Genomic DNA, 19,279 nt, shown 5'->3' with positions numbered 1-19,279 from the left:
CCCCGCATCTGGCTCGATAGCGTCGCTCCTAACAATCGTAGTCGTCTCGCCATTTTTCGTCGCACTGTGTTTTGACTTAACTTCTCAGAACATTTCCCAAGCTGCCACAGTCTACAGTCAGACAAATCCTGACGAGCCACGGAGGTCTTTTAGCTCCGGAACTAGCCAAATAGTGGCGGACAACTTCGTGCTTACTGGGTCAAGTCAAAACGTGGTTCGTTCGTTGCGGTTTGTTGGTGGATACGGCTTAACAATGCCGCCACCACTCACGCCACCTCTAGACTCCCTGCCCAATGATGACTTTAGGGTCATATTCTTCGAGGATGCTGGAGGAGGTCCTGGTGTCCCAGTTGTGAATGGCGATTTTTCATCCCCAGAAGTTGTTGTACGAACTCCGAGAAGTGGTCCGTTGCTCAATGGCATTTACAATCCCATTGAATACTGGTTGGACCTAGGGGAGGGAATTGCACTTAGTACATCTGCAGTATATTGGCTGTCCATCTCAAATGATGCGGGGGATGAACACTTCTGGGGATGGGCACGAGGTAATTATTCATATGATGCCAATCTCGCTAGCACGTTCGATAGTGTTGAGTCAGGACCTTGGCAAGTTGGCTCCGGTGGTGGAATGTGGTTCGAACTCAACAATGTAAACGTGCCCGAACCGGCATCACACGTGTTGCTTTCTATCGCATTAAGCACCGCATTATTGAGCCACAGACGACGCTCAGCCGATTTCTGATTCCGTCTTTGGCTCTGCCAAAATTCGACACAATAACTAGCGTCGGAGTGAAACTCGAATGGCACTTACTTTTCTTTAACTCCTTTGAGCATATCGAGTTTGGCCTCGTTCCTTGGTTTGTCGAGGAAGTCGTAGAGCTTGAATCGCCGTTTTCTTTTTCGGGGTTCGAATCGGTCGGGTCGATCAGCAACTCGATGGCTGGCAATGCACTTCAGTAGCTGGTCGTAGAGTTCCTGGCGCAATTCTGCATTGCGTCCAACCATGAATTCAATGACCGGTTGAAACGCCTCCAGAGTCTGCATGGCTCCTTTGAAACTGATCGTGCGTGGCTGAATGTCGTGCTCACTTGCCGCTTGAGCCATGACTGTCCGGATGAGATTGTAGGCCAGCACATGCGTCCAGATCTCTTTACGAACGAGTTCCGGAGTTTTGCAACGCAAGTCGTGCATTTGCATCGTCGATTTGATGGACCTTAGATCGAGCTCATTATTCCACCTCTGCCGGTAGATAAAAGCCAGATCTGCTTTGGTGGTTTGCTCGGGGTCAAGTAAAGTTGTGACGACGATAATACTCTTCGTCCTAAAGCCTCGTGTTAGAACGTGAATGCGCGTCTCTCGCACGGTGATGAAGTCAGGAAGCGACTGATAGGTCGCCCGATCCACCGCTCGAATGGAAGAAGGCTTTTTCCAGCGAACGATATGATCGTCTTTGCCCAGTCGTTTTCCTTTGCGAAAGTCGGCTTTACGGTTGGCTTTGTTGAGCCGGCTAACGAGATCGAGACCACGTTGTTGGAGCATCGCGATGTTGGCCCAATTGGCCATCAGCCGATCACCTAGCAGAATGTCTCCGGGCGACAGGATATCCCAGAGTTTGCGGAGTAAACTGACCTCGCCCTGTCCCTTGCCGGCGTAACGGCATACCCCCAGACCAACAATCGACCCACAAGAAAGAGAAAGGATCGCTCCGACCCGGGCGATCGGAGATCCTAACCCTGGCCGCTGCGTCGGAATTTGCGGATAGGCCTGTTGGTTCGCTGGCGTATCTGCCATGGTGACCGTCGTCCCATCGAACATATAAACGCGGCGTCCCTTCCAAAGCCACTTCGGATCCACCTGAGAATCTAATACGCGGCCAACCTGGCAAGCCACCGCTGAGAAGAACCTTTCAGGCAAACGCCTTCGGGCTCGGCAGTAGCTGCCGGTAAGAGCCGAGCATTCGCTCTCTCCGTGAGCAAGTCGATGAGCGATGAGTCGAGCAACGGCCCCTCGGCACGAATGGTCTTGGCTGAGCACTTGGCTCAGGAAGACCCAGAGGGTAACCAGCGGCGGGTAGACGCGGTCTTTCCAGGTCACTTCCGCGTCTGTCAGTGCCTGTGAAATGTGCTCCATCGACAAAATATTCGTGAAAGGTAAACCGCCTTCTTGCAGAAACTGTCGCTGCAGAAATCGGACTTGTCGACGAATGCGTACTGGATTAGAAAGACACATCGTAAGGCCTCCTTGCTGGTGATGGGTTCTTTGACAAAACCATCTGAGCAAGCGAGGCTTTTTTTGACGACGTCAGTTCAGCAAGGACTAAAGAAAGCACTGCTGCGATAGCGATGCTTAGGAGTTGGGGTGAAAGGACTTAAAGAAAAGTAAGTGCCATTCGAGTGAAACTCGAATGGCACTTACTTTTCTTTAACTCCTTTGAGCATATCGAGTTTGGCCTCGTTCCTTGGTTTGTCGAGGAAGTCGTAGAGCTTGAATCGTCGTTTTCTTTTTCGGGGTTCGAATCGGTCGGGTCGATTCGCGACACGATGGCTGGCAATGCACTTCAGTAGCTGCTCGTAGAGTTCCTGGCGCAATTCTGCATTGCGTCCAACCATAAATTCAATGACCGGTTGAAACGCCTCCAGAGTCTGCATGGCTCCTTTGAAGCTGATTGTTCTCGGCTGAATGTCGTGCTCACTTGCCGCTTGAGCCATGACTGTCCGGATGAGATTGTAGGCCAGCACATGCGTCCAGATCTCTTTACGAACAAGTTCCGGAGTTCTGCAACGCAAGTCGTGCATTTGCATCGTCGATTTGATAGACCTCAGATCGAGTTCATTATTCCATCTCTGGCGATAAATGAATGCCAGATCTTCTTTGGTGGTTTGCTCGGGGTCAAGTAAAGTTGTGACGACGATAATGCTCTTCGTCCTAAAGCCTCGTGTTAGAACGTGAATGCGCGTCTCTCGCACGGTGATGAAGTCAGGAAGCGACTGATAGGTCGCCCGATCCACCGCTCGAATGGAAGGAGGCTTTTTCCAGCGAACGATATGATCGTCTTTGCCCAGTCGTTCTCCTTTGCGAAAGTCGGCTTTACGGTTGGCTTTGTTGAGCCGGCTAACGAGATCGAGACCACGTTGTTGGAGCATCGCGATGTTGGCCCAATTGGCCATCAGCCGATCACCTAGCAGAATGTCTCCGGGCGACAGGATATCCCAGAGCTTGCGGAGTAAACTGACTTCGCCCTGTCCCTTGCCGGCGTAACGGCATACCCCCAGACCAACAATTGACCCACAAGAAAGAGAAAGGATTGCTCCGACCCGGGCGATTGGAGATCCTAACCCTGGCCGCTGCGTCGGAATTTGCGGATAGGCCTGTTGGTTCGCTGGCGTATCTGCCATGGTGACCGTCGTCCCATCGAACATATAAACGCGGCGTCCCTTCCAAAGCCACTTCGGATCCACCTGAGAATCTAATACGCGGCCAACCTGGCAAGCCACCGCTGAGAAGAACCTTTCAGGCAAACGCCTTCGGGCTCGGCAGTAGCTGCCGGTAAGAGCCGAGCATTCGCTCTCTCCGTGAGCAAGTCGATGAGCGATGAGTCGAGCAACGGCCCCTCGGCACGAATGGTCTTGGCTGAGCACTTGGCTCAGGAAGACCCAGAGGGTAACCAGCGGCGGGTAGACGCGGTCTTTCCAGGTCACTTCCGCGTCTGTCAGTGCCTGTGAAATGTGCTCCATCGACAAAATATTCGTGAAAGGTAAACCGCCCTCTTGCAGAAACTGTCGCTGCAGAAATCGGACTTGTCGACGAATGCGTACTGGATTAGAAAGACACATCGTAAGGCCTCCTTGCTGGTGATGGGTTCTTTGACAAAACCATCTGAGCAAGCGAGGCTTTTTTTGACGACGTCAGTTCAGCAAGGACTAAAGAAAGCACTGCTGCGATAGCGATGCTTAGGAGTTGGGGTGAAAGGACTTAAAGAAAAGATAAGAGCCATTCGACTGGTACGCCGACGCAGATTTGGGGTGCCGCTAAAGTAGTAAGGACATACCTACATTTGAAGTTGGTAGGTAACTCTTCGGGTCGTCGGTCTTTGCTCGGGCTCGCTGCTCACGGCTGCTCACGGTTGCTCAGGCGTAAGTTCTTCTTTCGGTTCCCAGCGCAGCGCGGCAATCAGCGCTTCGCCGTATCGTTGCCACAGCTCGTCGGGGTCTTCGGTTTCGTCCTTTGGCATTTCCAGCGTGATAATCGGTTTGCCTAGTGACTCGCCGACGAAAGAGCCGAAAGAGCCGGGGCGGCCACCCAGTTTCTTGACCTTCAGCGGGCATTTTTCTGCCATTACCTTGGCCAGTTCCTCGCCGGGGCCGTCGTAGTCGATGCAGTTGATCGGTTGGTGAATGCTAATCACACGACTTGGAAAGTATCGACAGACCACCCGCATCAACACACGTGACTCGGGTTCGGAGAGCGGCGTGTCGCCGTGCAGGTTGACCTTCTTCAGCTCCCAGTTACCTGCCGGGAAGTTGCGGTTCAAGTCCACGCCACGAACATTGAATCGCTTCTGCGCCGCAAAGCCGTCTGGATTCGCCACCGGGACAATTACCACTTGCTTACCGGTAAGTTCCTGCGGATTGGCTATTAGCCACTCTTGGAATGGTTTCATCAGTGGCGTGCCAGCATCTTCGTCGCCGTGGATTGTGGCGATCACTAGCAACACGTCCGACCCCTTCCCATAGACGATGCACTCGATTGGACGACCTTCGAACGACTTGCCGACTTCTATGATATTCGGCTCAGCTACAGCAGAAGGTTCTCCGGCGGCGAAACCCGAGCCAATGTTGGCCACCACTATCGATAGCCAAAGTGGCGCAATGAACGTACGTAAATTATTACGGCGAAGCGATGGAATCTCAAACTGCATGATCAAACCTGGAGGTGTTGCTGGTGAGTTACTGTTATAGAGATACTGAAGGCCCTGGCAAGTCAGAGTCCATTGATTGATCGTATTCTTGCTTTACCAGTTTCTTCATCGCTTCTGCTTCTGATATTCCTGATTCGCGGCGCATCTCCTTGTCAGGGCAGCAGCCAAATCACCGTAGCCCCTTCGTTGCTCTCTCGCCCATCGGCCCGCACTGCGGTAACTTTTTGATGTCATCTGCTGGATCTGATTCAGGTCGGAGGCGTTGAAGACGAAATTGCTGTCTTTGATTCCTGAAGCGATCAACTCACAGTTCGGTGCGTTGCCTACCGCGCGGTACAGGTTGTACGACGCCGCATCGGCGTTCCCTGACCAGGAGAGATCGATCTGATCGCTCTGTCCGTTCCGCTTGATCTTGAGGTTTGAGGGAGCGGCAACAGGGCAGTAGGCTGGGATGTCGATGACCACATAAGTCTGGCCCTCGAGCGTCTGAATGCGGGCCTCGTCACGGCCTTGGTCAACGAAATTGACGGGCTGACCCGCTGTCGTCTGAATCACGGCCTGGGCGACATTGGGATATCTCAATGTCAAGGGCGCACCCACTTTGGACAGCACCTCCAGGCGACTGGCTTGGCCACCGGCCCACTGTGCAGAGACTTCAAAATTTCCTCTCGCTATGACACTTCGGTAGCCGGCAACCGGGCTCATTCACCATTCGGACCGTGGCGGCCAGTACGCAGCCAAGGAATATCGAGCCATTCTATCCCGCGCTCAAATGCGGCAAAGCATGAGCCGGGCTGGAGACTGCTACGACAACGCCTTCATGGAATCTTGCTTTGGCACCCTCAAGACCGAATTAGAAATGGCAACTTACCAGAGCTATGAAGAAGCACGCAGAGAAATCCAAGAAACCATCAACTACTATAACGCACTGAGACGACATTCCTCGATAGATTACCTGTCACCCAACCGATTCGAGACAACCTGCCAGACTTAAGGGATGACGCGCCCGTCAAGTCTGGGCCACCTCACGCCCTCCGGAGTACAAGCTGTTTTCGGTGATCTGAATTCGTTCGCTGGCCGTGCCACCGAACACGTTGATCCCCATATAACCATTGCCCATTGGGATGGAACGCTTGACCCAGCCGGCATCGCTGTCCGGGGCAGGCTCGTCGTACCAAAGCCTCAGAGTCTTGCCCGGTCCGTCTGCGATCAATCCATTGTTCTGTTGCGCAACCGCCAGATCGTGCTGGCATCCCACCCAGAGGGGTGCGAGTAGAATGAAGGATGCAGTCACTACTTTGCTCACTCGCAATTTCTCTCCAAAGTGTTTACTCAGATGCGATGTCATTGGCCCTCTTCCGTGTGGAATCGTTCGGTCATTTTCGCAAGTCAATGCAAATCAACTTGCCTGTCGCATTTCGCACGTACAGCAGGCCCTCACACAAAACAGGCGGCGTCCAGCACTTTCCTTGGATGACCTGACAGCTAGCCAGCAATTCAAACTTTTCAGGCGTTGGCTTAAGGACAAGTAGCTCTCCCTCGTCACTGAGTGCGATGATACGCTCGCCCGCCAGCAGCAACGACCCTATGCCGTAGCCACGCTCTTTCCATCGCAGTTCGCCGGTTGCGTGATCGATACAGCGAATCGTCCCATTCCGCCGACTGTGAGTATTTCCATCGAATCCGAACAACGAGCCTTCATGTAGCACACAACTATTCATGTGGTTGCGCATGTTGCGATTGTCGTAGATGCGTGCTAACTCGCCGTCTTTGAGTTGAAGGAGCGTACAGCCGCGATTGTATCCGCTTGATAGAAATAGGGTGTCGCCGGTGATTATTGGCGTGCAGGAATTGGTTGGATGCGAGGTCTTAAACGGTGCCCTGGCAACTTCATGGCCATTGTGGGCGTTGACGATCAATAGAAAATCGTTGTTCAGCGAGGCTACCAGCGTTTTGCCAGACTCAGGGTGCGTAAATTTGACGGGTGAGCTGTAACCGGGGCGAAATGCGTCGGTTTGCCAAACTGGGGCTCCAGTGGTTCGATCAAACGCAGCAGTTCTGCCCGCTTCAACGATCACGAGCTCTTCGACAATCAATGCAGAACCAGAGAAGCCCCAGTTTGGCATCTTGACGCCCAATTCCACGGCAAGGTCTTTTGTCCATTGCGGCTCGCCATTCTCTATGTCGAAGCAAACAAAGTGGCCCTCTTTGCTAACCGTGTAGCCGAGGCCGTCATGAATGGTTGGTGTTGCGGCAGGTCCCCCTTCGTGCAATCGGTTTATTAGTTTGGCTGGGTAGGTGTGCTTCCACAGCACATCACCCTTGGTCGCGTCGAGTTGCCAAATGATGTCCTCTCGCGGAGGCGATCGCTTCCGCTTCTTGCCCTTTACATTATCAGGATCAGACTCGGCACTATCGGACGCAGCAGCAGCTTCTTCAACTTCGAAGGATTCAATTTCGACGGAGCCCATTGTGTAGAGCTTGCCATCGGCCACGGAAAAGCTGCTAAATCCAATGCCGACTTCTGCCGTCCACAATTGGGGAGGGCCCGATTCGGGCCAATCGTGTGACCAATCAGTCTCCGTAGAGATACCATCGAAGCGGGGACCACGCCAACGGGGCCAGTCGCCAGGTTCGCTCGCGGTAGAGGAAACCGTGTCGCGTGTAGCGCCATTCTCTGCGCGAAGCACAGGGCCAGTTAGCAAGCAACAAGCCAGCACGTACACGTAGAAACGGCACCTTAAACGGAAATGCATTTTGACAATCCTGTGTCTAGTTGAGAGCAGTCTTGCACGGAAGACTTCAGCGAGACCTCATTGGCGAGACGGCTGTTGCTTACGGAATTCACCAATTCAGTATATTAGTCCTTTGTTCGAGAACCTGCGGGCATGGAACTGGTGCCCTCAGAAAACCTGAACGTTGCAACAATCCTACCACATCGGAACTTGCCCTCACGCTGGGAACGGGAAGCAAGAACGAGTTGAGAATCGAACTATCAGATTGAATGACACGCTGGCTCCAGTCTGACAGCGATCCCTCGCACAACCAACAGTTGACGGGGCAGATTACCTGGAGTGGCAGCGCGATCCGGGTAGAGGCTACCTCGCCGGTTGATTGCAAACAGCAGAAAGAGTCAAGAGTGTGCGCACTGGCGTGCAGTCCAACTCCACTCCGAGTGTGTCACAAGCTCAGAGTTCTTTCGCCTCTCTACGTCTCACGCCCCACGAGACCCTTTGCCACAAAAGTGGAATTAATTAGGTGCTTCATTCGCCCAGTCATTCCTTCGGAAACAATTTCATAGAAAGAGCCCCGCACGCGCGAGGCGTACGAGGCTTTCTCTCGTTGAAGTATTTCCCAAGATTATTCGCGACCTCGATGACTCACTGTCAACATCGCGATCCCAAAGAGACCGATGAGCAGGCTACTCGGCTCGGGAACTGCTGACGAAACCGCGAGGAGCGGAGCTGGGGTGATACCGTACTGGGCATGCCAAATGCCAAGATCGGCTAGGTCGACATCGCTGTCACCGTCGGCGTCGCCGGTGGCGTTCGTGGCTCCGAACGGGGTCGGAAAGTTCGTTTGCCAGGTCAGGAAGTCGGTGCCGTCCACATCACTATCGTCGTCGAAGTTGGCGTCGAGAACCGGGACGTCGATCATGGTCATGTTCACGTCGAGTGCATCCAGCTCGTCGTCCCAGATATCTTTGCCTTCGTAGCGGGGGTTCGGCACGCCCCACGAAGCTCCGCCACCTGAGCGAACCGTATCGATGCCGAGCGCCTCAGCATTGATGAAAATCCCCGGTGCCCATGTGCCGGGTCCGACGAGAACCGGCACAAGAATGTCGCCTTCGGTGATTTCCATGCCGGAGCCGAGTGCATCGAGCGTCGGTGTTGTTAACAATGCTGAGTTGCGTCGTAGCGAGAACAGCAACATGTCGGTCTGCTGCGTTCCGTCAGGTCCACCCAACCAACTATAGGGCCCGGTGACTGGATCGTATTCGGGATTGTCGTTGTTCCAAAGCACTAGAGCGTCCAGATCGTCCGCATCAAAGTCGTTTGGGCCTTGGTGTGGCATACCGCCGTTGAGACCTAAGAAGCGCGAATCAGCAAACAGGCCGGGTGCTGCACCGCTCAAATCACTGACCAGCACATCGCCACCAACAAAACCATTCGCGATCGCTGTGCCGGTATTGACCGGTGGTCCGGGCTCGAACGGTTCGGGAAATGCAGCATCCAGGGAGAAGTAAACGTTACGCGGAAATTCATTCTGGAAAATCGGTGTATCTCCATCCCAGGCGTCCAAGTTGTCGCCATGGTCAGGCAAAATACCTACCGACGGCGGATTCGGTTCAACCAGATTGAGCGTGGGACCACCAAAGGGAGGCGCACCGTTGCCGTCATAGATGCCGAGGTTTGTCCCAGGAGCAAGGGGTCCGAAGCCGCCCGGCATGGTATGCGAGCGATAGACATCGGCTGAAGCCTCCATTGCGCCGAACGCACCTTCAGTCGTGACCGAAGGACCGACACCCATACCGTTGCCTATAGCGAACTCGTCGACAGAAAACGACCACGAATGTCGGAAATGAGTAGGGTCAGGATGCAGCGGCTGGGAGAAGAAGTCTTCAGGAAAGAAATGACCATCATGGCCGTAGGATAATGCGTCCAGCTCCCGGACTTCGTCTTGTGAGTTCACACCAAAACCAGCGATGGCAAGCGTGCCAGGCCCAAACCCGGCGGGTATCGCAAGACCCGGCACGGGGCCCAGACCAGGCGTCAAAATATCAGCTGCGGAGTACGGTCCTGAGCCACCCGGAGGGACTGCTGTCGGCCCCTGAAAATCGACCGAAAAGGTAGGGGGGGTTGCCCAAGCATTGCCTGCCAGCATCGCCAGTGCCCCATAGGCACACATCAACGACTTGACTCGATTCTTGATGTCCATGACTCTTTCTCCTGTGGTTGAGGCCCTAAAAACTACAGTGCGGTGCAAGGCGAAAGCTGCCCTGCTACTACGTACCTCAACAGGCCGCCATGGAGCCCGACAGCAAAACTGGAAAAGTCTTGGAAATGCTCAAGTCGCACACCGGGGTGCCCTAATCGCCGTTTGAGAGTTCACGTTTGAGCGGCGTTTGCGGTTTCGACTTTGGATGTCGAGAGGGGCTGCGCAGCCCGGGCCGTGCCAGTGCTTCTCACTGGCAAGATCTGTGCATTTCTGGCGCTGGCCGAGACGAGGGCACCGGGCGTCGGCGTTTCACGCCGAACGCACGAAGGCACATCCCTAAAGTGCACAGGACTGGTACGCCGACGCGGGTTAGCTTCAGTCCGTAACTGCCCTCGGCGTTTCACGCGGAGGCAGGATGCACCGGGCAATTCAGCACTTAGGACGACGCCTCCTGAGCAGGTTAGCGGTGGCCTAATCGGGCCACATTTCATAGTGAGACCCTGGATACATCGGTCCCATCGTAGTGCGATAGCGGGCAGTGAACTCGTCTCTGTGTTCCCATTCTTCGTAACAATGCCGATGCATGCCGGAATCTGAATACTGCCATAGCGGGTCGTTCTCGTCTGCAATGAAGTGCGTGGTTGCAACAATATCGTCGCCCTCGGCCAACACAGAGCCGCAGATAGAGCACTTCGACCGCCCCAGCAGTAGCATTGCCATTGTTTTGCCCGTTGCTCTACGTCCAAAGTTTCATGCCGACGCGTCGATGCTCTCGCCGTTTGGTGCATCCCGCTCGACCGAGACATCCCATCCAAGCTCATCGAGTGATGCTCGTATTCTCTCCGCCTCGCCAAAATCTGAGAGCTGCAACCTAGTCGCTACACCTTCCAACGCGTGGTCAATGCACTGCTTTGACCGCTTCAAGCCTAGGTTGGTCTCACGATTCAACAGCCGTGTCGCAGAGACCTTCTTAGCTCCCACTCTCCAACCCGACAGCACTAAGACCGGCACTGCTTCAACGTGGGTGTCTCCGGTGTCTAGGTAGTTCTGTACGTAGTAGTCGACCCGCCGTGCTGTTCCCGTGATGTGCATAGAGTCATCGCGGGAATCGACCAAAATCGGAGCATTGCCGGCCAAAGCGTCTCCGATTTCATTCGTTTGCAAGAATCGCTTCGACTGGTAGAAGAATACCCAACCGCAAGCCACTTCCAGTGTGTGCTCGTCGAGGATGGCCAACTCACCGGATATCTCGACAGACCCGAGACTTTCGAGATAGGCCTCTACCGCTCTGCGTGCTTCGTGGAGTTTCATGTCGCCACCGCCAGTTCTCATCGTCATCCGGTCATCTATGACGGAGCTTCGCTGTCATTGTAGACTCGATACTCAAGTTCGAGCGACTCCAAGACCGCAGTCACTTCGGCCAGGTATTCTGGGCGGAGATGCTCTATCACCTTTGTGTGCGAACCGCGACCGAGAATCGCTTGCACTTCTTCGGCATCGTCTAGCCACCCAAGTCGAGTTTTAAGTTCTGTCGCGAGTTCAAAAGACGCATCAGGAATCGCAGGAATGATGACGGTTTTGAGCGAGCTGGTCATACGGGCACGATTGGGTTTGGGCCGCCTTTGTTGCAGGCCTTCTTAATCTTCTAGGCGTCGTTGAACAGTGACTCTTCAAGCCTGCCAAACCTAGTGTCGGATTCACCGTTTAACGCATTCTAGCAGAGGTCCGCTAAGTACAAATGAGTGACCCACCTTAGCATCTAAGCATTTCACCCGAAACTGCCTCAGATTCATTGGCAGAGGCAGCTTTGAGAATGTCCCGTAAGTGCGTCGGCGTACCAGTCCTGTGCATTTTGCGGAAATCTCGAAACTCCCTCAACTTTATCGTCCGAATGCACTTGGGACCGGCTTTCCGATCTGTCGGTCGATGAAGCCACCAGCTCGCATGGCTAACCCAAAGCAGGGTAGCACCGACAGCCATGCGCGGTGAGCGCTGCCACTTGGTCAACGTCATTCGCATAGTTGTCGGTGACGCCTGCGACAGGAGGTCTGACAAGTTACCAACCGAATGAACCTCCCGTGCTGCGCACACCGACAATCCTTCGTGGTTTGCGTCAGAAGTGCAGAGTACAACGCGAAGGACTGTCGGTGGTACCCGCTAACAACGATGTCGAGAGCAGCGTTGAGAGCGACATCGCCCAAGCGTCGCCAGGAGGACGCTCAATCCGGCTATCGCCAGGTAGAGAGTCGTTGCTTCGGGAACGGCAACAGAACTAGCGATCGCTGGGGTTGGCACGGTGCCGAACTGCGTTTGCCAGAGCCCAAGATCTGTGGAATCGACTTTTCCGTCATCGTCCGCGTCGCCTTGGCTGCGAGTGGCACCACTGGTGATTCCAAAACCGAGCTGCCAAATCAGAAAATCGATGCCATCGACATCTCCATCCGTGTCGAAATCAGACGGGTGTAGCGCCCTGGCAACGAAATTCAAATCGACCACGGTCCCCGTGGCTCCTACGGAGTTGGTTACAGGACCATCAGAGGGGCCCAGGTAGATTGATTCTGATGCGAGACCCGACGAGTCGCTCATCAAGTTATGTCCGATCGACAAGGAAGCTGTCGATGTTTCATCGGGGTCGATCACGGTGAAGTCAATGGTCGCGAAAAGGAAGCCGCCAGTCGATTCGTAAAATGGATCGCTACTGCTGGTGGTGGGGCCGATGCCTGTACCGAATCCTACGAGAGGAGCGAGTGCTCCACCTTCGATGCGACTGACTTCTGCATCGGTTACAGATCCATCACGAATCAATCCCGGTAGCCAACGCGTGTCGGCTCCTACCGAGGGGTTGTAGATGGTTGAACCTGTAAAGCGGATCGCCGAGCCACTCTTATCAACATCGAGACTAATGCCGGTCAGTAGCGCATCTGGCTCAACCCAAATATGAAACGACCCACCAGCAGGTAGAAACTCCAATGTTTCCTGCGGCGAGACGGGAGCGGCGCTTTGACCAGCACCGTCTGCAGAGAGGTAAACAAGTGTGGCTGCACGACTTAAGCCTGGCGCTAGCAGAATGCACGCTAACAATCCAGACTTCGCTACGGCCGGCAAAGTCATGGACGAAGCCATGATCGCCTTAGGGGGGCGTGCTGTTGATTTCATCATCAGCCTAAAAATTTTCTGAATCGATAGGGTTGATCTGCTCTAATTGTACTAACTCTGGCCGTTGATTCCATCGTTGAGCATCTTTTTCGCAATGAGTAGCGATCATTCTATCACTCTCTGGATTGCCAACCTCAAACTACAGGACGACGACCAAGCGCAACGCGAGATTTGGGAACGATATTTCCAGCGTCTCGTTGGCTTGGCTCGCTTCAAGTTGGGCAATGCGCCACGTCGTTCAGCGGACGAAGAGGACGTGGCGTTGAGCGTGCTGCACTGTTTTTTTGCAGGGGTAAGTGAGGGGCGCTTCCCTGAGCTGCGTGATCGAACCAACCTTTGGCCTCTTTTAGCAAAAATTACGTCACGCAAGGCAATCAACCAACGCCGGCACGAACTTCGTCAAAAACGTGGCGGCGGGCGAGTGCGAGGTGAGTCGGTATTTTTGAATGCCGAAGACGCATCGATGCTAGGACTAGCGGAGGTGATGGCCGATGACCTGACGCCGGCCTACTTGGCAACACTCGAAGAGGAGCGATTACGACTATTTGATGCTTTGCCGGACGATGTCTTGCGATCCGTTGCGAGAAAGAAACTCGAAGGGTTTCAAAATGCCGAGATAGCGGACGAACTGGGGGTGACCGAACGGACCGTCGAAAGAAAATTGAACCGAATTCGTAACCTGTGGCTGAGCAAGATCGGACCCGGCAGGGATACCGAAGTCGAGTAATAGCAGCAGCTTGAAGCGGATTTCATACATCACCCAAAAAATTGTTAGAATTACTGTCGGGCAATGCGTCCCAACGGTGAGATGTCAATTGTTGCGTAGCTTCCTGCAGCCAACGCTACGTACATGAAGCAACATGCGACTGGCTAGGTCAGTCAATTTGACATCAATGGTTATTTCCGAGTACTGGACAGCGTCCTCAATGTTACGAATCCATCACCTCATTGTTTTGACTGCTATGGGAGTCAATGGTGTTCTCGGGATTGAGCGGTGCGCCGCGCAAAGTGAGTGGATTTCCCCATCGCCAGGTGTGTGGAGCGATTCGAGTAATTGGTCTGCGGGCGTACCTGACGGCAGCGGGGACATTGCACAGTTTGGCGCGCAGGCAGGTCCCTCGCTCAATGTGGCGATCATTGAAGCGCCGATCACCGTGGGCGAAATCCAATTCCTAGGCCCTGGCTCGGTTACGATCCAAGGTTTACAGGACCTGAACCTCGACACAGGCATGTTTGGCATACCTCCGACGGTCTTCGTTGATGGTTCAGCTCCGTTTGCTTCCATTCAGACGGGCCTCGTGGGAAACGATGGACTCGAAAAAGTGGGTGAGGGAACACTCTTCTTGGATGGAAACGTTAACTATTTCGGCCCTACGATAATCACGGCAGGTAACCTCGCCCTGGGGCCGACAACGGCAATTAGCAATGGTCCCGTGATTGTACGTGAGGGCGCAAGTTGGGAAGTCGCGAGCCAAGCCAGCTATCCTTTAGCAGCAGGGCAGACGCTGGTTGGTGGCGGTGTTGTTCGTGCCAACGAGCTGCGTGTGCCGAACACCAGCCTCGTGCGCCCAGGCGATGGAGTCGGAACCTTGGCGATCGAGGGATCGCTCAAGCTCGACGGGGCTCAGCAAGCGCCGACCGGGGGACTTCAGTTTGATTTGTCCGCAGATCCCGCAGCGGGGTTTAGCGGCAACGATTTCATTCAAGTCGATGGGGACGTAGAAATAGCAGGGAATCACCACGTGCTGGTCACGCCTATCGACAATCAGATGGCAGCTGGATTTTATCCTCTGATTTCCTATTCCGGAGTACTCAATAGCCAAGCTGGCAGTCTACTGCCTGTGCATTCAACACGGCTTAACATGACTATCGACACGACCGCTCCGGGAGAGATCTTGCTAGGAGTGAGCGGCTTGAAGGCCAATCTGACCTGGGAAGGAAACACCAATACTGCTTGGGACATCGGCGAGACTGCCAATTGGCAGGGCGAAGATGACCTCTTCTTCGATCTCGATTGCGTGCATTTTGACGATTCAGCAACCAACTTCGAAGTGAATGTCACTCAAGACGTGAGGCCAGGTAGTGTGAACTTTAATAACCACGTGCAAGATTATCAGCTGTCTGGGCCCGGTGCGATTCGCGGCAATGCGCCGTTGGTTAAGAATGGAGCTGCGAGAGTCACCTTCTTGAATCAAAGCGAGTTCTCCACGGTCGATGTCCAAGACGGCACGCTCGAAGTAGGCTTCGAAGCCAAAATCATGGCCGCTGATTCTACGAACGTTGCAGCGGGTGGAAATCTGCAACTCAATCTTGGGCGCGTCGAGACACCGCAGCTGTCAGTGAACGCAGGAGGTCAGCTAACGGGTAACGGACTGATCACCGGCAACGTTGTCGTTGGCGATGGGTTCCCAAGTGCGAATCCGGCAGTGCTGAGTCCTGGGTTTTCCCCTGGTCTGATCGAGATCGATGGCGACCTGGAGTTGCAGTCTGACGCCGAGACCGTCATCGAAATTTCAGGTGTCGCCGGCAATCCACATGACATGATTGTGGTCTCTGGCGACGCGGCGCTTGACGGTACGCTGCAGATAGCTGCCATTGACGGATATACACCATCTGCAGGCGATCAATTTACGGTCCTGATGAGTGGAGATTTGGACAATACGGTCTTTGCGAATGTCGAAGCAGCACGGATGGGCGATATCATCCTCTGGCCCGAGTACAGCACAACCGCGATGACAGTCATCGGCGCGCTTGTTGGCGACATGGACCTAAGTGGCACGGTCGACACGGACGACATCACTCAATTCGCTTTCGCACTGCGCGACAACGAAGGGTACAACGCCGCTCTCTATGCCACATATCACATTGTTGCCGATATGGATGGTAATGGCCGCGTCGACTTCGGCGACATCTCCGATTTCTCTGACGAAGTCGGACAAAACAGCCCGTTGTCATCTGCAGAAGTTGCTGAAATTATCCTTGCCAGCTTCGCCGTACCGGAACCTTCGACCTGTTGTTTACTCCTAACTGCTGGTTGCACGCTACTTTTGAAGCGTCGGCGAACTTCGCAAGCACGTACTCAGCGGGCCGGATTCACGCTTATCGAGCTCTTGGTGGTCATTGCGATCATCAGCGTCCTGATTGGACTACTACTCCCAGCAGTTCAAGCCGCCCGCGAAGCAGCTAGGCGTACCACTTGTTTAAACAATTGCCATCAGCTCGAGACTGCGTTGCACAGTTACGAGAGTCAGCACGGCGCATTCCCAGCCGGTGCGCGTTCCCATAGACAACCATTCGTGAATAGCGTGAGCTGGCAAGTTTTGCTCCTGCCTTTCATCGAACAAGGCGAACTCTATGATCGCATCAATCCCGACTCTGACGGGGGGGTAGGCATCGATGGGCATAACCAGGCAATTCACGTAGTCGACATGTTTCATTGTCCATCTTCCGAAGCTCCAAACACCGACGGAAGAACTCGTAACGGCACGAACTATGTCGGTGTCGCTGGTGGCGGAAGCGGAGACGGAGTTCTCGACCTAGAGGATAAAGACTGCGGTGATCTGTTTATCGACGGAGTGCTAGTCTATGATAGTGCCACGACTGTCTCTGACATTACCGACGGTACCAGTCACACGCTCACCTTCGGCGAGCGAATCTACCAAGTCGAAGTTTGGACCCACGGTGCTTTCTGGGGTGGCAGCTCGGCGAATCTGATATGCGCCGCTTCGATCAAGAATCTTCGCTATCCCGTTAATGCCAATCTAGAACGGGTGGGTTACTGGGTGCGCGATCAAACGGTCCCGACGGATAAACGCAAACTCAACGGCAATGATCTCCTCTTCGGTAGTCACCACCCGGGCGGCGCTCACTTCGCGCTGGCCGATGGTCGGGCACAATTCTTTGCTGAGGATACCGATTTTACGGTTCTGCGAAACATGGCGACCCGAAATTGTGGAGAAGCTGGCCCGTAGGCCGCCTATTCGACAAGAGAACTGCTGGTCGAACTATTCCTCTTCGTCAAGCAGGACATCGTTTTTCGTTAACTGGCACGCTAGGCGATAAAATTCCTCTGGCGAAGTTGGCCATTCCCGATTGATTCGGTCAACCACTGGCGGCACCTTTTGCATCGCAGCGTGCTGCTCCGTGGTTGCGATACTGCTGGCAGCGGTTTTCTGCATCGTTGTCTCCAGCAAGCGGACTTGTTGCCCGACGTTCGATTCTTTGCGATTCGATAATTGCTGTCGCAAGACGATCGCTTGATCGAGTGAGTCGCGTGCTGCTGAGTCGTTGTCTTGGAGATGCTGAAGTTGAGCGATTCGTTGCCAGCAGTCTGCATGGGCGTCAATGAGTTCGTCATCTTTGCCGAGTGACTCTTCCTCGGGTGATTGGGAGAGCTTCTCGATTCGTTTTTGAGTTGTTTCGAAGACTTTGAGGGCTTCGTCGCGGCGTCCTAATTCTGAGAGTAGTATCCCAAGCCCAAGCCCGGCTCGAATTGCTGCGCGTGTAACAGGCTGCTCTTCGGCGAGTTCAGCCGTCATCTCACCTTGACGGGCTGCGACGAGGTCCTTGATCAGGCTTACTCTCCAGCCCGGCAATTGCTTGGCAATCCCCGAACTGCCGCCACTTAGCGCATTCAACTCCTTCTCGAGAGCAGCAAGCTCAGACGCTTTTCTATCGGTTTCGTCCTGTTGGCTACGTAACAATTCTTCGCGCTCGGCAAATCGTTTCTCCTCTGTCTGTCGCAACACGCGTTCTTGTCGCACAAGCAGGTGCTGTTGCCAAGCCACGATCGGACCGCCAATCGCTGTCAGAAACCCAAGTAGACAAGCCGTGGCCAAAGCCGGTTTGCGGCAAGACCAACGCCACAGACGAGCAATCGCCGAGAGGGGTCGGGCGACGATCGGTTCGTTGTTGAGAAATCGCTGGAGTTCCTGCGCGACATCACGAGCGTTGGGATAGCGATGGTTCGGATCTCTCTGGATGCACTTCAGGCAGATGGTTGCAAGATCACGCGGAATGGTCGCGTCGAGTTTTCGCGGGTCTGGCGGATCGTTTGTCAGCTTATGGTGCAACTGCATCCGAGCATTGCCACGAAAGGGTAGTTCGCCGGTCATCATCCGAAACAAGACGGTGCCTAAGGAGTAAATGTCGCTTCGCCGATCGGTCCAATGGCTTTGGCCACGCGCCTGCTCGGGTGACATATAGCCTGGTGTGCCCATGATTTGCCCATCGACCGTCATCGTAATTTCGCCCACATCGCGCTTGGCGAGGCCGAAATCCATGATCAACGGTGTTCCGTTTTCGTCGATCATAATGTTCGATGGTTTGAGGTCGCGATGGATGACACCCTGATCGTGTGCGTGTTGGAGCGCCCCGGCGATCGCAATTGCCATCTCAGCAATTTCTCTACTACTTGGCTTTTGACCGGTGAGAAAGTCTGACAAAGCCACGCCACGGACGTAGTCGCCTACAATAAATACCGTGTCTTCTTCTCGCCCGACTTCGTAGACGGAGACAATGTTGGGATGATAGAGTTGAGCGGCCGCTCGTGCTTCGCGAAAAAATTGCTCGACATCGTCCGGTGTGAGTTGACCTTTGCGAGGAATCTTGATCGCCACAAATCGGTCGAGTTCCGAGTCGCGCGCTTTCCAAACCGTACCGAATCCACCTACGCCAAGTCGTGAGATAAGGTTGAAGCGGCCGAGTTGGCGTAGCGTTGTTGCGGCTTCGGTGGGACCTTCCCTATCGACCAAGTTAAAGGTGCTGCCGCACGTGTGGCAAGTAACATCTTCTAACGGCGCGTCGGCCACGATCTCCATCGGATTGCTGCAGTGCGGGCAGCGCACATGCAGTCCGTGAGAAGCATAGGATTCGCCAGCAGTTGTGTCGCCTGCTAGGGCGACATCGCTGAGGGCAGCATTGTTATCAGTGCGACGGTCCGGCGTAATCGCTGAACCTAGCAGGGGTTGCAGTTCATCCAATTCCTCTGCAAGCGTAGGGTAGATACTCGCCAGCTTACCTACGGATATCGACTCACCGGTGTTGTCTCGCCGGTAGTACCTCTCGAGCGCGACGAGTTCCCCCAGCAGGTAGGCGCGTGCGCCCTCTGAGGCATCAGCAAGAAATTCCGTCAAGCTCGGCCGATCGCCTGCAACCCAGATTGCTTCGTACCGGTCGCAGCAGTCGTCTATCTCCGCTTCGAGTTCTGGCGGAATCATCAGATCGCGAAAAGCCTACGGGTGCTGTCGGATTGCTAAGCGTTCAGTT

15 protein-coding genes are annotated in these 19,279 nt (G+C 54.3%); 3 read left to right on the top strand and 12 right to left on the bottom strand.

Translation table 11 applies throughout. The features are described 5' to 3' along the window. Positions 1-807: 807 nt before the first annotated feature. From HG15A2_RS13160 to HG15A2_RS13145, 4 genes are all read right to left on the bottom strand, one after another. Positions 808-2,229: an IS4 family transposase gene (locus HG15A2_RS13160; RefSeq protein WP_145060580.1), complete on the bottom strand. Its 1,422-nt coding sequence runs from the start codon at positions 2,227-2,229 to the stop codon at positions 808-810. 182 nt (positions 2,230-2,411) lie between these two features. Continuing rightward, positions 2,412-3,833: an IS4 family transposase gene (locus HG15A2_RS13155; RefSeq protein WP_145060675.1), complete on the bottom strand. Its 1,422-nt coding sequence runs from the start codon at positions 3,831-3,833 to the stop codon at positions 2,412-2,414. Between the two features lie 284 nt (positions 3,834-4,117). Continuing rightward, a complete protein-coding gene (locus HG15A2_RS13150) occupies positions 4,118-4,918 on the bottom strand; it encodes a DUF2817 domain-containing protein (RefSeq protein ID WP_145060674.1) in 801 nt (266 codons plus the stop codon). 105 nt (positions 4,919-5,023) lie between these two features. Further along, positions 5,024-5,623, bottom strand: a complete 600-nt coding sequence (locus tag HG15A2_RS13145) for a glycoside hydrolase family 95-like protein (RefSeq protein WP_145060673.1) — start codon at positions 5,621-5,623, stop codon at positions 5,024-5,026. A gap of 67 nt (positions 5,624-5,690) precedes the next feature. Here HG15A2_RS13145 and HG15A2_RS13140 point away from each other — a divergent pair, with 67 nt between their 5' ends. Then, positions 5,691-5,912 carry an integrase core domain-containing protein gene (locus tag HG15A2_RS13140; RefSeq protein WP_391483899.1) on the top strand — a complete coding sequence of 74 codons (222 nt, stop codon included), beginning with the start codon at positions 5,691-5,693 and terminating at the stop codon, positions 5,910-5,912. A 15-nt stretch (positions 5,913-5,927) separates the two neighbouring features. Here HG15A2_RS13140 and HG15A2_RS13135 read toward each other — a convergent pair whose 3' ends face one another. From HG15A2_RS13135 to HG15A2_RS13105, 7 genes are all read right to left on the bottom strand, one after another. Then, positions 5,928-6,266, bottom strand: coding sequence for a glycoside hydrolase N-terminal domain-containing protein (locus tag HG15A2_RS13135; protein ID WP_246117723.1), 339 nt, complete (start codon positions 6,264-6,266; stop codon positions 5,928-5,930). Positions 6,267-6,294: 28 nt separating this feature from the next. Continuing rightward, entirely contained in the window at positions 6,295-7,674 is a 1,380-nt protein-coding gene (locus tag HG15A2_RS13130; RefSeq protein WP_145060672.1) for an outer membrane protein assembly factor BamB family protein, read from the bottom strand. Positions 7,675-8,278: 604 nt separating this feature from the next. Beyond that, positions 8,279-9,856 (bottom strand): PEP-CTERM sorting domain-containing protein, encoded by a 1,578-nt coding sequence (locus HG15A2_RS13125; protein ID WP_145060671.1) that lies wholly within the window; start codon positions 9,854-9,856, stop codon positions 8,279-8,281. A 471-nt stretch (positions 9,857-10,327) separates the two neighbouring features. Further along, the gene (locus HG15A2_RS13120) at positions 10,328-10,576 is read right to left on the bottom strand and encodes a hypothetical protein (protein WP_145060670.1); all 249 of its coding nucleotides are present in this window, start codon (positions 10,574-10,576) and stop codon (positions 10,328-10,330) included. Positions 10,577-10,606: 30 nt separating this feature from the next. Beyond that, positions 10,607-11,194, bottom strand: a complete 588-nt coding sequence (locus HG15A2_RS13115) for a YrhB domain-containing protein (protein WP_145060669.1) — start codon at positions 11,192-11,194, stop codon at positions 10,607-10,609. A gap of 8 nt (positions 11,195-11,202) precedes the next feature. After that, complete coding sequence (locus tag HG15A2_RS13110) at positions 11,203-11,451, bottom strand: hypothetical protein (protein WP_145060668.1); 249 nt, start codon at positions 11,449-11,451, stop codon at positions 11,203-11,205. A gap of 562 nt (positions 11,452-12,013) precedes the next feature. Next, positions 12,014-13,015 carry a hypothetical protein gene (locus HG15A2_RS13105; RefSeq protein WP_145060667.1) on the bottom strand — a complete coding sequence of 334 codons (1,002 nt, stop codon included), beginning with the start codon at positions 13,013-13,015 and terminating at the stop codon, positions 12,014-12,016. 91 nt (positions 13,016-13,106) lie between these two features. Here HG15A2_RS13105 and HG15A2_RS13100 point away from each other — a divergent pair, with 91 nt between their 5' ends. Together HG15A2_RS13100 and HG15A2_RS13095 are read left to right on the top strand one after the other, a co-directional pair. Beyond that, complete coding sequence (locus tag HG15A2_RS13100) at positions 13,107-13,739, top strand: ECF-type sigma factor (RefSeq protein WP_145060666.1); 633 nt, start codon at positions 13,107-13,109, stop codon at positions 13,737-13,739. A 199-nt stretch (positions 13,740-13,938) separates the two neighbouring features. After that, positions 13,939-16,983, top strand: coding sequence for a DUF1559 domain-containing protein (locus HG15A2_RS13095; RefSeq protein WP_218931941.1), 3,045 nt, complete (start codon positions 13,939-13,941; stop codon positions 16,981-16,983). Between the two features lie 33 nt (positions 16,984-17,016). Here the strand turns inward: HG15A2_RS13095 and HG15A2_RS13090 are convergent, their stop codons facing one another. After that, entirely contained in the window at positions 17,017-19,230 is a 2,214-nt protein-coding gene (locus tag HG15A2_RS13090) for a serine/threonine-protein kinase (protein WP_145060664.1), read from the bottom strand. Positions 19,231-19,279: the final 49 nt, after the last annotated feature.

This window comes from Adhaeretor mobilis (assembly GCF_007741515.1).
GTDB lineage: Bacteria > Planctomycetota > Planctomycetia > Pirellulales > Lacipirellulaceae > Adhaeretor > Adhaeretor mobilis.
The sequence above is the reverse complement of the archived record's forward strand: the minus strand, read 5'-3'. Positions and strand labels throughout refer to the sequence as shown.

Bases quoted from the DNA above. Each gene is read 5' to 3' on its own strand.
- HG15A2_RS13150 (WP_145060674.1), bottom strand. From the start codon at position 4,918: ATGCAGTTTGAGATTCCATCGCTTCGCCGTAATAATTTACGTACGTTC.
- HG15A2_RS13110 (WP_145060668.1), bottom strand. From the start codon at position 11,451: ATGACCAGCTCGCTCAAAACCGTCATCATTCCTGCGATTCCTGATGCG.
- HG15A2_RS13095 (WP_218931941.1), top strand. From the start codon at position 13,939: ATGTTACGAATCCATCACCTCATTGTTTTGACTGCTATGGGAGTCAAT.
- HG15A2_RS13115 (WP_145060669.1), bottom strand. From the start codon at position 11,194: ATGACGATGAGAACTGGCGGTGGCGACATGAAACTCCACGAAGCACGC.
- HG15A2_RS13135 (WP_246117723.1), bottom strand. From the start codon at position 6,266: ATGACATCGCATCTGAGTAAACACTTTGGAGAGAAATTGCGAGTGAGC.
- HG15A2_RS13145 (WP_145060673.1), bottom strand. From the start codon at position 5,623: ATGAGCCCGGTTGCCGGCTACCGAAGTGTCATAGCGAGAGGAAATTTT.
- HG15A2_RS13155 (WP_145060675.1), bottom strand. From the start codon at position 3,833: ATGTGTCTTTCTAATCCAGTACGCATTCGTCGACAAGTCCGATTTCTG.
- HG15A2_RS13090 (WP_145060664.1), bottom strand. From the start codon at position 19,230: ATGATTCCGCCAGAACTCGAAGCGGAGATAGACGACTGCTGCGACCGG.
- HG15A2_RS13120 (WP_145060670.1), bottom strand. From the start codon at position 10,576: ATGGCAATGCTACTGCTGGGGCGGTCGAAGTGCTCTATCTGCGGCTCT.
- HG15A2_RS13125 (WP_145060671.1), bottom strand. From the start codon at position 9,856: ATGGACATCAAGAATCGAGTCAAGTCGTTGATGTGTGCCTATGGGGCA.
- HG15A2_RS13160 (WP_145060580.1), bottom strand. From the start codon at position 2,229: ATGTGTCTTTCTAATCCAGTACGCATTCGTCGACAAGTCCGATTTCTG.
- HG15A2_RS13140 (WP_391483899.1), top strand. From the start codon at position 5,691: ATGCGGCAAAGCATGAGCCGGGCTGGAGACTGCTACGACAACGCCTTC.
- HG15A2_RS13105 (WP_145060667.1), bottom strand. From the start codon at position 13,015: ATGATGAAATCAACAGCACGCCCCCCTAAGGCGATCATGGCTTCGTCC.
- HG15A2_RS13100 (WP_145060666.1), top strand. From the start codon at position 13,107: ATGAGTAGCGATCATTCTATCACTCTCTGGATTGCCAACCTCAAACTA.
- HG15A2_RS13130 (WP_145060672.1), bottom strand. From the start codon at position 7,674: ATGCATTTCCGTTTAAGGTGCCGTTTCTACGTGTACGTGCTGGCTTGT.